The 12,852-nt window shown below is 52.8% G+C and carries 7 protein-coding genes; 6 read left to right on the top strand and 1 reads right to left on the bottom strand.

Annotated elements, in window-relative coordinates; translation table 11 throughout:
- The first annotated feature begins 21 nt into the window (after nt 1–21).
- From COHPA_RS0112705 to COHPA_RS0112685, 5 genes are all read left to right on the top strand, one after another.
- Nucleotides 22–1,614 (top strand): extracellular solute-binding protein, encoded by a 1,593-nt coding sequence (locus COHPA_RS0112705; protein ID WP_027086540.1) that lies wholly within the window; start codon nt 22–24, stop codon nt 1,612–1,614.
- A gap of 99 nt (nt 1,615–1,713) precedes the next feature.
- Nucleotides 1,714–4,038, top strand: coding sequence for a glycosyl hydrolase family 95 catalytic domain-containing protein (locus COHPA_RS0112700; protein WP_027086539.1), 2,325 nt, complete (start codon nt 1,714–1,716; stop codon nt 4,036–4,038).
- Nucleotides 4,039–4,042: 4 nt separating this feature from the next.
- Nucleotides 4,043–5,875 (top strand): beta-L-arabinofuranosidase domain-containing protein, encoded by a 1,833-nt coding sequence (locus COHPA_RS0112695; RefSeq protein ID WP_245590342.1) that lies wholly within the window; start codon nt 4,043–4,045, stop codon nt 5,873–5,875.
- A 99-nt stretch (nt 5,876–5,974) separates the two neighbouring features.
- Nucleotides 5,975–7,711 carry a cache domain-containing sensor histidine kinase gene (locus COHPA_RS0112690; RefSeq protein ID WP_027086537.1) on the top strand — a complete coding sequence of 579 codons (1,737 nt, stop codon included), beginning with the start codon at nt 5,975–5,977 and terminating at the stop codon, nt 7,709–7,711.
- Entirely contained in the window at nt 7,708–8,448 is a 741-nt protein-coding gene (locus COHPA_RS0112685) for a response regulator transcription factor (RefSeq protein WP_027086536.1), read from the top strand. The genes COHPA_RS0112690 and COHPA_RS0112685 overlap by 4 nt, the downstream gene beginning before the upstream one ends.
- A gap of 292 nt (nt 8,449–8,740) precedes the next feature.
- Here COHPA_RS0112685 and COHPA_RS0112680 read toward each other — a convergent pair whose 3' ends face one another.
- The gene (locus COHPA_RS0112680; RefSeq protein WP_027086535.1) at nt 8,741–9,580 is read right to left on the bottom strand and encodes a helix-turn-helix domain-containing protein; all 840 of its coding nucleotides are present in this window, start codon (nt 9,578–9,580) and stop codon (nt 8,741–8,743) included.
- A gap of 141 nt (nt 9,581–9,721) precedes the next feature.
- On the opposite strand from COHPA_RS0112680, the gene COHPA_RS0112675 reads away from it, so the two are divergent.
- A complete protein-coding gene (locus COHPA_RS0112675; protein ID WP_027086534.1) occupies nt 9,722–12,823 on the top strand; it encodes a glycoside hydrolase family 2 TIM barrel-domain containing protein in 3,102 nt (1,033 codons plus the stop codon).
- Nucleotides 12,824–12,852 lie beyond the last annotated feature (29 nt).

The raw sequence follows: 12,852 nt of genomic DNA, 5'->3' as shown, positions 1-12,852 counted from the left end.
TTATTGGTTGGAGGGGTTACTTTGAACAGAAATAAAGGGAAGAAGGCGCTGCTCCTGTCGCTGATCGTTATCTTGGCGGCTACGCTGTTGTCGGCGTGCAGCGGCAACAACGAGGGCAATAAAGGAAGCACGAATGCGAATACCGCTTCCCCGTCAGGGGCCGCGTCCGAATCTCCCGCCAACGGCGGAAAGGTGAAGGAGCTTTCTTTGTTCATCGATATGTCCTGGTATCCGGTGAAGGAGTGGAAGGGCCCGGTTGCGGAGAAGATCACGGAGAAGACGGGCGTCAAGTTGAACGTGACGGTCGCGACCGACGACAAGCAGCTTCCGTTGATGATCGCCTCCGGCGACCTTCCGGATCTGGTGTTCACGAATGCAAACATCGACCGGTTGTCCGATTCGAAGCTGTCCTATCCGTGGAACGAGCTGATCTCGAAGTACGCGCCGGACTTCAAGATCGACAAGACGAGAATCGCGATTCATACGATGGATGACGGCAACTTCTACACAGTGCGCAACGCATTCGCGACCCAAGAGGAAATGGCCCTGAACAAATACGCGGTCGGCAGCGACGGCAACCCCGGCATCGCGGTGCGCGAGGATATACTGAAGGAGCTTGGCAATCCGCCGGTCGATACCATCGAGAATTTCGAGAAAGTTCTGGGCATGGTCAAGCAGAAATATCCGGACATGATTCCGATGATTATGGACAAGGACTGGATCGAGCAATACTTCCTGCAGCAGTTAGGCGTCGAGGGTCTTCTGGACGGCTGGTACGAGCGGGACGGAAAAGTAGACTACGCGATCAGACAGCCGGCAATGCTGGAATTTTTCAAATTCATGAACCGCCTTTACCGCGAAGGATACATTCTGGCCGAGAACTTCGCTTACACGAACGACCAGATCGACGACCAGTACGCGACCAGCGGCAAAGCGTTCGCTCACAGCCATACGGTCAGCGTAGCGGACACGGACAACATCAAAGTCAAAGACGCCGGCGGAGCGTTCACGTTCAAAATGCTGCCGAGCGCGATTTCGAGTAAAACCAAAGCCGTCAGCTCCGGGCTGGGCTTCGCGGGCACCTTCATCACGAAGAACAACAAGGATCCCGAAGCGTCGATTAAATTCCTGGAGTTCCTCGCAAGCGACGAAGGCAGGAAACTGACGATGTTCGGCGTTGAGGGCGAGCATTGGACGTGGAACGAGGAAGGTCATCCGGACTTGAAGTACGATCCGTCCGACGCCGATTTCGTCAACGGCAACGGTATCAAATGGTGGTATCTATACAACGATGGCGTCATGGAAGGCATGCTGAGCTATGTGCCGGGCGCGCAGAAGACGCAAGCCTTAATGGAAAGAAAAGCGTTCACGGTTTACAAGCCCGAGCTCGGCCTCATTCAACTGCAGCCGGATTCGGAAGAGAAGACGCTCAAGACGAAGATCGACGAGATGATCAAGAACGAGAAGGTTAAGATTTATCTGGCGAAGTCCGAGCAAGAAGCCGTGGTCAACTACGAGAGCATGGTGAAGAACGCCGAGAAGATCGGTCTGAATCGTCTGACGGATTGGGCGAATCAGACGTATCAGAAAAAGAAGGATTTGTTCAAGAAATAACAATAAGAAAGTCCGGCAGGCGCTCTTTGCGTCCCTGCCGGACTTTGCACGCTATGTCGCGGCGAATCGCTCGCAGATGAACGGAAAGGCGGAGAGGGAATGAAGCTGGAATACGACTCGCCCGGCGCGACATGGAGAGAGGCTCTGCCGATCGGCAACGGGCGGCTGGGCGCCATGGTGTTCGGAGCGACGGAGAAGGAACGAATCCAGATCAACGAGGAAACGTTGTGGTCGGGAGCGCCGCACGATTATAACCGCCCCGATGCGGGCCGCTATTTGCGGGACGTGCAAAGCCTGATTTTCGCCGATCGCGTCGAGGAAGCGGAGCAGCTGTTTCTGGACCGCATGATGGGCGATCCGGTTCATTTGCAAGCCTATCAGCCTTTCTGCGACCTGCATCTGGAATTTCCGGGGCACGGAGAGGCTAGCCGTTATCGGCGAGAGCTGGATTTGCGGCGGGCGGTGACGACCGTAACCTACGAAGCGAATGGGTGCGTGTATACCCGCGAGCTGTTCTGCTCCCGCCCGAGCGGGTGCATCGTCATTCGGCTGACCTGCGGCCCGCGGGGCAGCATTAGCGTGAACGCCTCATTGTCCAGCGTGCATCCGGATTCGGCCGTTCGTTCCGACGGCAGCGGCGCGATCCTTCTCACCGGACGGACGGGAACGCGCCAAGGTCCCCGGAACTGGAGCGCTGGCTGGGAAGGTCCGGGGCTCCGATTCGAAGGAAAGCTGGCAGCATTCTGCGACGGAGGATCGTGCAAGGCGGACGGCGGCGTCCTGAGCATCGCCGGCGCGAGCGCTATAACCCTAATTTTCTCCGGGGCGACCGGCTTCGTGAATTACCAGGACATCGAAGGCGATCCGTCGGCGATCAACGAGCGATATATGGCGCGAGTCGCCGAACGTTCGTATCGCGAGCTGCTGGATGAACACGTCGAAGACTATCGGGCATTGTACGAGCGGGTATCGATTCGGCTGGGAGGTGCCGATCCGGATGTAGGCTCCGGGAAGAACAGGCTTCCGACGAATCAGCGCGTTCGGGCGATCCGGGAGACGGAGGATCCGGCGCTGGCGGCGCTATATTTTCAGTTCGGCCGGTACCTGCTTATCGCTTCCTCCAGGCCGGGCGACCAAGCCTCCAACCTCCAAGGCATATGGAACGAAGAGGAATGGCCGGAATGGGGAAGCAAATGGACGACCAACATTAACGTTCAGATGAATTACTGGCCGGCGGAGGTCGGCAATTTGCCGGAATGCCATGAGCCGTTGTTCGATCTGATCGACGATCTGCGCGTCACGGGCGCGCGTACGGCCGAAGCCTACTACGGCGCGCGAGGGTTCGTCGTCCATCATAATACCGACTTATGGCGAGCCGCTGCGCCGGTCGACATTCATGCGGGCATATGGCCGATGGGTGGCGTCTGGCTGGTGCAGCACTTGTGGGATCACTTCGAGTACGACCCCGACCTGGTCTTCTTGAGGGAGCGCGCCTATCCCGCGATGAGAGAGGCTGCCCGATTCGTTCTGGATTATATGGTAGAGGCGCCCGAAGGCGTCAAGTTCGCCGGTTTGCTGGTCACCAATCCGTCCTATTCGCCGGAGAACGCCTACAGGGACGATCGCGATCGCAGAAGGCATCTGACTTACGCATCCACGATGGACCTGCAACTGATACGCGACTTGTTCGAACGCTGTCTGATCGCAATCGAACTGCTGCGGGGGGACTGGGAGGACCGAGCGTTCGAACACGAAATCCGTGAAGCGCTGCGCCGGATACCCCCTATGCAAATCGGCCGTTACGGCCAATTGCAGGAATGGCTGGAGGACTGGGACCGGCCGGAAGACGCCAATGGACACGTATCGCATATGTACGGTCTGTATCCCGGCAATCAGATTACGGAGGATACGCCGGAAGTGTTCGAAGCGGCACGCAGAAGCCTCGCGCTTCGCCACCGGAGCCAGGAACGAAGCGTGGCATGGCCCGCGGCATGGCGCATTGCGCTGCATGCGCGGCTGAGAGACGGGGAGACCGCTTACGAGAGGCTCGTCGATCTGCTGGCGTGTTCAACCAACCCGAATCTTCTCAACCAGCACGATCCTTTCCCTATGCAGATCGACGCCAATTTCGGCGGAACCTCGGGCATTGCGGAGATGTTGCTGCAATGCCGCTCTCGTTACGAGAACGGCAAAGCCGAATATATCATCGACCTGCTCCCGGCCCTGCCGACGTCGTGGACGGAAGGCTCGGTCTCGGGATTGCGCGCTCGCGGAGGTTTCGAAGTAGGCATTCGGTGGGCGGGAGGGAAGCTGGTCGGCGCGGAAGTGCGTTCCCTTTACGGCAAACCCTGTACGCTGCGGTACAAGGAGAGCGCCGTAAGATGCGACGCGCCGGCCGGCGAAACGTTTCATTATGATCCGTAAGGAGATGCAAGCCGTGTTCACATCGTTCCGACTTGATGAAGTCAGGCTGACAGACGACGCTTTTGCCTCTCGCAAGGAGCTTGTCAAAGCGTATATTCGCGACTTCGACCTAGAGCGCCTGTTGCATACGTTCAAGCTTAACGCGGGAATCCCGTCGGACACCGCGCCTTTGGGCGGCTGGGAGGCTCCCGATTGCGGCCTGAGAGGGCATTTCGTCGGGCATTTCCTGTCCGCGTGCGCCAAGTTCGCTTATGGCGACGGGGATGAAACCTTGAAGGCTAAGGCCGGCGAAATCGTCGACGTCTTGGCGCGATGCGCGCGGCCGAACGGGTATTTGAGCGCCTTCGAGGAAGAGAAGCTCGATGTGTTGGAACTCGAGGAGGACCGGAACGTATGGGCGCCTTATTATACGTTGCACAAAATCCTGCAGGGCTTGATCGATTGCAATATCTATTTGCGCAATGCCAAGGCGCTAGACCTTGCCGTCAACTTGGCTCTTTATGTTCAGGGAAGATTCGAGAAGCTCTCCAACTGGAAGATCGACGGAATTCTCCGCTGTACGAAGGTCAATCCCGTGAACGAGTTCGGCGGGATCGGCGACTCTCTCTATTCGTTGTATGATCTGACCGGCGACGCGAGAATGCTAGAGCTAGGCCGCCTGTTCGATCGGGATTATTGGATCGGGCCGCTAGCGGACGGCCGGGACGTGCTCGAGGATTTGCATGCCAATGCGCATCTACCCATGGTTATCGCCGCCATGCATCGTTACGGCATCGGGGGAGAAGAGCGTTACAAGAAGGCGGCGCTCCATTTCTACGATTTCGTCAAAGGGAGAACGTTCGCCAACGGCAACAACAGTTCCCGGGCTACGGCTTGCATTCGGGGCGGAGTGTCGGAGAAAGCGGAGCATTGGGGCGGTTACGGCCGGTTGGAGGATGCGCTGACCGGCGGCGAAAGCGAAAGCTGCTGCGCGCACAATACGGAAAGAATCGTCGGGCGGCTGTTGGAATGGTCGGGGGAAGTCGAATATTTGGAGCATCTGGAATCCCTGAAGTACAATGCCGTCTTGAACAGCGCCAGCGCCACGACGGGCCTGTCCCAGTACCACCAGCCGATGGGGAGGCAAGCGCTCAAAAAGTTCAGCGAGCCGTACGACTCTTTCTGGTGCTGTACCGCGTCGGGAATCGAGGCCATGAGCGAGCTGCAGAAAAATATATGGTTCAGGAACGGTGATGCCGTGCTCCTCAACGCCTTCATTTCCTCGACGGCCGCGTGGAAGGACAGGGGAATTCGCATCGTGCAGCGGACGGACTTCCCGGACAGTCTTGCGTCCGCGCTGTTCATCGAGGCCGAAGAGCCAGCTGTGCTTCGGATTCTGTTCAGGGAAGCGGCCGTCCGGTCGGTGAAAGTTAATTCCGAAGCCATCGAGCTCCGGAGAGAAGGCGGATTCGTCTCGATTGAACGTCTGTTTCGGGACGGGGATCGAATCGACGTCGAAATCGAGGCGCCCCTGCGCCTGGTCTCGCTTCCGGGCTCCGACGCCCTATCGGCTCTCATGTACGGCAACGTGCTGCTCGCCGGAGTCGGGGACGACAGACCGTTGAAGGGGCTATCGCAGCGGAATCTTCTCGAGAAGCTCGCAAGCAGGAGGATAGATGGCCGGGTGGAATTCTACTTCGAAGACGAAGAGGGGGCCGAGGCCCGATTCATTCCGTTGTTCCGAGTCGAGGAGCAATCTTACTCCGTGTACAGGGATTGGTCCGGAGATTCGGCATCCTATCGCCGCTTCTCCTTCGCCGCGGACGGAAGCGCCGCCTATGAGGGCGCGACACGGTAGCCTGCGATTCCCGCTCTGGAAGCAACGCGCCTCTATCGGAATTCCGATGTGCGTGGTACGGTTACGATATAGGATTCCGCGTCGGAGGGAAGTGCCGCCATGAGCATCATGCGCAAGATCGTACTGGGCTACGTGATTGTGATCTTCATTCCCGTTCTTGCATTCGGTTATCACTATTACACGCAAATTTACGGCAACATGACCCAGCAATTCGTGGAAAGCAGGCAGAAGATCCTGGAGCAGGCCTATGCGAACATGAGAACGGACTTCGCCCGCATCCAATCGGTTCATCGGGTGATGCAGAACAATCCATACATGACCGACTATTTGGATGGTGTATACGAGTCCGACGCGGACAGCGTCTACGCGCTGATTCGGTATATTTCCCCTCTATACACGCAGTCTCTATACGCCAATCCGGAGATCGAATCTCTCGTCGTCTACAAGACGAAGGACCGGGTTTTGCCGATTACCAACTTGTTCCGCGATCGATCCATGCTTGATTCGCGAATCGAGGAAACCGTCTCGTCTCTTAAGGCGGGACAAGGCATGTGGCTGCGTTCCGACACGAACGTGTCGGATCCGGATCTAGTCTACTACCAGTACATTTACAATACGCAAATTACGGAGCGGATCGGCCTGCTGGAGATCCGGGTTCGCAATAGCTTGATCCATAATTTCTATGCGGCCGCCGGCGTCGAAGCGAACTGGAAGGCGTTCCTGCTGTCCGATCAGGGCAAGCTTCTTACGGACGAGAAGACGAAGTTGGACGACACGACGCTTCATCTCCTGCAATCGGATGATCGAGCATTCTTCATCAATCGGAAAACGATCGTTAATCAGTTGAAGCTCGAGTCGTTGGACGTTCGAGTCATCGTAACCGGACAGGTGGACGACGTATTCCGCTCCGTCAAGCAGAAGGAAGTCGTCCTCATCACGATGATCGTGCTGCTGCTGATTGCCCTGTCCATCGCCTATTACGTGCTGGCCGCCACGATTACAAAGCGAATTCTCAGATTGGCCCGGCACATGCGAACGCTGAACGACGATAACCTAAGGCAGCACAGCATCAAAAGCGGCGGCAGATTCGAAAAAGATGAAATCGGTTTCCTGACTGCCACCTACAATACCATGGTCCGGCGGATGGACGAGTTGATCAATAATGTCCATCGGGTCGAGCTTCGCAACAAGGAAGCGGCTTATCAAGTGCTGCAGGCGCAGATCAAACCTCATTTTCTATACAACACGCTCGAAACGATTCGTATGGTCGCCGAAGCCAACAAAGACAAGGAAGTCGCCGATATTTCCTTCTGGTTCGGGAAGCTGATGCGCTACAGCTTGTCGTCCGAGCGGGAAGAGACGGTGCTTGCGAAGGAAATCGAGATGGTTGCCTTCTATATGAACATCCACAAGATGCGGCTACAGAGCAGATTGACCTACGAGATCGATGTGTCTATCGACGCCGAGCGTCTGGCTTGTCCGCGCTTTCTGCTGCAGCCGCTAATCGAGAACGCGATCGTGCATGGCGCCTCGGCCGTCCTGCGCCCGGTTCATATTCGGCTGCGCGCGGCGGAGACGGAGAGGGAGGTCACGATCGACGTGACCGACAACGCCAACGGAATTCCGCCGGGTAAGCTGCTCGAGCTGCATGAACGGCTGGCCAAACACGATGATCTCGGGAGATCGGACGAGACGAGCGGCGTGGGACTCCGAAACGTCAATGATCGTATCAAAACGTTCTTCGGAGGGGAGTCCCGACTTGAAGTTATCAGCGAGCCGGGCAAAGGGACCTGCTTGCGCATCATCATTGCGAAAAGGACGGTGGACGGACGATGAAGGTATTGATCGTGGACGACGAGCCTTTGATTCTGAACGGGTTGGTCAAGATTGTCGGAGCGGTCGCGCCGGCCGGCACGGACGTTCGCGAAGCTTCCAACGCCATTGAAGCGTTGGAAACGATGAAGCGCTATATGCCCGACGTGACGATGACGGATATTCATATGCCCGAGAAGAACGGCTTCGAGCTGATCGAGGAAGCCCGACTGGAGGGCTTGTGCGACCGGTTCATCGTTCTTACGGGCTACGACGAGTTCGCCTATGTCCGTCAGGCACTTCGGGTGGGCGTGGTCGACTACTTGCTGAAGCCCTTGGACAAAGAGGAAATCGCCGCCCTGCTGGGACGCGTCAATGAGGAACTGCCGGCCGCGTGCGATTCCGAATACTGCCTGCATGCCGAACGGCTTCTGGCCTATATGCAGACGAACTATATGGAAGATCTATCGCTTGACCATCTCGCGGACCGGATGAAGCTTCATCCGAACTATATCAGCAGCCTGTTCAAGAAAGAGACGGGGGACACGTTCGTCAATTACTTGAACGCCTTGCGAATCCGGGAGGCGCAGAAGCTGTTGCGCGCGCAGCCCCATCTGACGGTAAGCGCGATCGGCGAGCGGGTCGGCTATGACACCAAGCATTACTTCACAAAGGTGTTCAAAAAATATACGGGAACGACTCCCGGCACCTACCGCGAAAATCAAGAAGAAATCGAACGTCATGAATCGCCTAATACCTGAAGGTTTTCTTCATTCGCGCTTCACAGGCGAACAACGTAACAATTCCTTGCTTCATTTTCTGACGGGGATTAATTTCTTGAAACCAGAAAGTTTATTGTTCGCCAGCATATCTGAATTTATTTATCACTCTCATGCTGTGAATTGCGATCGATTTAATTAAACTCTTGTCTTTTGAAATTTATCAAGAGCCGAAAAACTGATGAATGATAAGGGAAGCGAAGGAACGATATCTCGCTTCCTTTTCTGATTTTTTATTAAGCAAGATCCTCCCGCCCTTTGCTTAGTTTCTTGCTTATCTGTGGCGGTTACGGATATAACGTCCTGGAGGTATTCCTTCCGATTTCGTAAATTGCTTGGTAAAGGAATAAATATCCCCATAACCAAGACTAACGGCTACGTGTTTAATGGGGAGTCCGGAGAGGAGCATCATTTTGGCCTGTTTCATTAAATGTTCAATGTGGTACCGCTGAGGGGAAACTCCGGTTGTGGCTTTAAATAGCTTCCTGAAATTCTCGTAGCCCATATTTACGGCTGCTGCGGCTTCCTTAATATCGTAATGGATATCATTGGCGCCGCCGATTAGTTGGCAAGCTTTTGAGATTTTATGATCATTGTGCTCTCTCTGAGTATGATGTACGCTGCCGTGCAAACGGATAATGAGTTCTTGAGCTTTCATCAGCAAATAGGGGAGCCTTTCATCTACAGCGGCTTTAAGAGAGTTAAGCAGGGCGGCAAATTCATTCAAAATATCGCTTGTATGTCGAATCGGCTGCACCTCTTGGTCGGAATTTATGATGCCTAGCGTTTTGAGGTAATGATAGACAGGATAACCTATGCTGATATAAAACTCGATCCATTCCCCATTCGGCTCGATTTCGGTGGAGTGCATACGATCGGGCAAACGTTGTACCAGATCCCCTGCTTGCATTGTAATAACAGTGCCTTCCTTTGAGATAAATCGTCCGTTGCCTTGCAGGACCAACAAACAGCTGTAATATCCGATCCTGAAGTCATACTGGGAGCGCTCTGCCGTTCTTTTTCTCATAAAGCCGCATGACAAAATGCCCTGGTCGAAATCGTCTCCGATACACCGGTATACGACATCGTTTTCTTTTATAGCATCAAAATTCATATCGTCACCGCACCTACCAAAATGGATAAATGAATTACCAGACCTAACATTTTATATGAAAACTTGTCCTTATATTATAAGGGTATCGACTTTCATAGCACAACCAATTAAGACAATTTATGAGGGGGTTATTCGAAACGTATGAAGCTGAACAGAGACTGGGAGAATCCGCATGTCGCTCACAAGAACCGTCATCCCATGCATGAGCCGTATGGAATATACGAAACCGTGGAACAGGCGCTAAGCGGCGACCGGAGAGCGTCAAAATACGTAAAATGCTTAAACGGCACTTGGAAATTTAAAACGTTTTCATCTCCGGATGTAGTAACTGATGAGTTTTATCATCCTGCATATGACGTGTCCAAATGGGATGATATCCCTGTTCCTTCCAACTGGGAGTTGTTCGGATACGGGAAACCTATATACACTAATATTAAGTATCCCTTTGCGCGGAAGGGGGCGGACTCTCATCACGAAATTCAACTGAAGCAAGAAGAATTTGTTTTGAATCCGCCTTATGTGCCGGAGGATAACCTCACCGGATGTTATGTCCTATCGTTCGAAATTCCTGAACATTTTAACGGCAGAGATTTGTTTATCGATTTTGCCGGTGTGGAATCCTGCTTTTATCTGTGGTTAAACGGGAAGTTCGTCGGTTATTCGCAGGACAGCAAGCTTAACGCTTCTTTTGATATTACCGATTACATCCAAACGGGGCAAAACCATTTGGCCGTTCAGGTGATGCGATTCGGAGCCGGTTCTTATCTGGAGGATCAGGACTACTGGCATCTATCGGGTATTTTCAGAGATGTTCTGATTTATGCAAAACCGCGAATGCGAATTCATGATTATAAAATCGAAACGCTTTTCCCGGGTGATTATGACAATGCCGAATTAGCCGTGACGGTTTATCCTAATAATCAAGCAAGCTGTTATGGGGAAGCTCACGTGCGTCTGTCTCTTTATGATCACGATCGAAAATTGGTTACGCAATTTGAGACGCCGAAGTTTGCGGATTTCAGATCCTACCTGCAAGACAACTATGTGGCGAAAGTCAAACAAACCATTAAGAGTCCCCAATTGTGGAGCGACGAAATTCCTTACCTCTATAAATTGGTATTGGAAATGATCGACCCTGACGGAAATGTCGTTGACATCGAGAGTGCAAATGTCGGCTTCCGAGAAATCAGCATCGATAACACCGGGATATTGAAAATTAACGGCAAACGTCTCATCATTCGCGGAACCAACCTTCATGCATTTTGTCCCGAAACGGGGCGCGTGGTGTCGACGGAGTATATGAGGGAGCAGATCAAGATCATGAAATCGCTAAATATCAATGCGGTAAGAACGAGTCACTATCCGCATGCCGTCGAATGGTACGAGCTTTGTGATGAACTGGGCATATATGTTGTGGATGAGGCCAATATTGAGACCCATGGCATCGGCGGCCAGCTCAGCGCATCTCCCGAATGGACGCATGCTTATATGGAACGTGCAGCACGGATGGTGTTGCGAGATAAGAATCATCCCTCGATCATTCTGTGGTCCTTGGGAAATGAGTCCGGTTACGGAGCGAACCATGCTGCCATGTACGGGTGGATGAAGGAATATGATAAAACAAGATATGTTCAGTATGAGTCCTTGAATCCTCCGGCTAATATTTCCGATATCATGGCGCCCATGTATCCTCAGAAGGATTGGATCGTGGATTGCATGACGAGCAGCGATGACTTGCGGCCGTTTATTATGTGTGAATATGCGTACGCGAAAAGCAACAGCAACGGGAATTTTAAGGAATTCTGGGACCTTATTTATAAATTCCCGCGGTTTCAGGGCGGCTTCATTTGGGATTTCCAGGATAAAGCGCTTGTCCGGCATGATGAATCTGGGAACAAAAAATATGTTTATGGCGGCGCCTTCCAGGAAGAGATTATTGATTCCGCGCCCGATATGTGCCTGAACGGCATTGTATTTCCGGATTTAACGCTGAAACCGGCTGCCTATGAAATTAAAAATGTACAAGCTCCCGTCCAGATCGATTATTTTAAACGACCTTATGATGTTCCCGGTAATAAAAGTTATCGAATTTATAATCATTATACGCATCGGGACTTAAGCCACCTGGACATCGGGTGGGAACTTGTTTGCGACGGGAAGGTTGTGGAAAACGGTACATTACCCCGATTACACACGCCGGCCGGAGCTATCGAAAGTCTTCAGGCACCATACGATCCAACCAAGGTCTCTGGGGAAGCGTTCCTGAATTTTTATGCTTATCTGAACGAGGACACCTATTATGCAAATAAGGGAACCTGTATCTATGCATGCCAGGTCGAGTTGAAAGATTCCGTATATGAAATACATACCGGGGATATTCAAAGTGGGAGCCTGGTATATGAAGAAGCTGCGAATCAAATTCATATTTATAATGAAAATACGAACGTGGTCTTCTCGAAAGAAACGGCAGAGTTCATTTCTGTCAGATACAATAATCAAGACTACTTTACGGGCGGAGCGAACAATTTCTATCGGCCGCCAACGGGGATAGACGCAGGTGTGCCTGGTGAGACGCTAAACTATGCAGATGATTGGAGAAGCCTCGGGCTGGACTCCGATCAGAAAGAGATCAAGCGTATCCGGGTATATGCAGCGCCTGCATCAGTCATCATTCAGGTTCATGTTCTTCATCATGGATGCATTGAAACACTTACGGAGTATGCGATTGGCGGTAAAGGCATTGAAATTACTAACACTGTCGTGAATAATGCTAATGTCGATACCTTACCGAGAATCGGTCTGAGCTTTACCTTCCCTGCTGCCTGGAAGAGTATCAAATGGTATGGCCGCGGGCCATGGGATAACTATGCGGACCGTAAAACGGCTGCCTTCGTCGGTATATATGAAAGCTCTGTTGAAGAACAGCATGTTCCCTACATCGTGCCGGTTGAGTGCGGGGGCAAGGAAGATGTCCGTTATTTGTATGTGTCGGCGGATGACCGCAAGGTAAAAGTTACCTCGGCGGGTCACTTCCATTTTGACATCCATCAGTACAGCATCGGACAGTATGACAATGCCGCCTACGAGGACGAGCTTGGCACATCCGATTCTGTTTTCCTTCATATCGATTACAAACATGCAGGTCTTGGTGGAGATACTGGATGGACCAAAAATATTCACGATGAATATAGAATCGAAAAGGGCATCTATGTATACAAGATCACTTTAGAGATCGTGGATTGAATAGTAGATCCTCGAAAGCGAAGGATAGA

The sequence above is a fragment of the Cohnella panacarvi Gsoil 349 genome, assembly GCF_000515335.1.
Taxonomy (GTDB): domain Bacteria; phylum Bacillota; class Bacilli; order Paenibacillales; family Paenibacillaceae; genus Cohnella; species Cohnella panacarvi.
This window is presented reverse-complemented; position numbering and strand designations above follow the sequence as displayed.

Bases quoted from the DNA above. Each gene is read 5' to 3' on its own strand.
- COHPA_RS0112695 (WP_245590342.1), top strand. From the start codon at position 4,043: ATGCAAGCCGTGTTCACATCGTTCCGACTTGATGAAGTCAGGCTGACA.
- COHPA_RS0112680 (WP_027086535.1), bottom strand. From the start codon at position 9,580: ATGAATTTTGATGCTATAAAAGAAAACGATGTCGTATACCGGTGTATC.
- COHPA_RS0112690 (WP_027086537.1), top strand. From the start codon at position 5,975: ATGAGCATCATGCGCAAGATCGTACTGGGCTACGTGATTGTGATCTTC.
- COHPA_RS0112685 (WP_027086536.1), top strand. From the start codon at position 7,708: ATGAAGGTATTGATCGTGGACGACGAGCCTTTGATTCTGAACGGGTTG.
- COHPA_RS0112700 (WP_027086539.1), top strand. From the start codon at position 1,714: ATGAAGCTGGAATACGACTCGCCCGGCGCGACATGGAGAGAGGCTCTG.
- COHPA_RS0112675 (WP_027086534.1), top strand. From the start codon at position 9,722: ATGAAGCTGAACAGAGACTGGGAGAATCCGCATGTCGCTCACAAGAAC.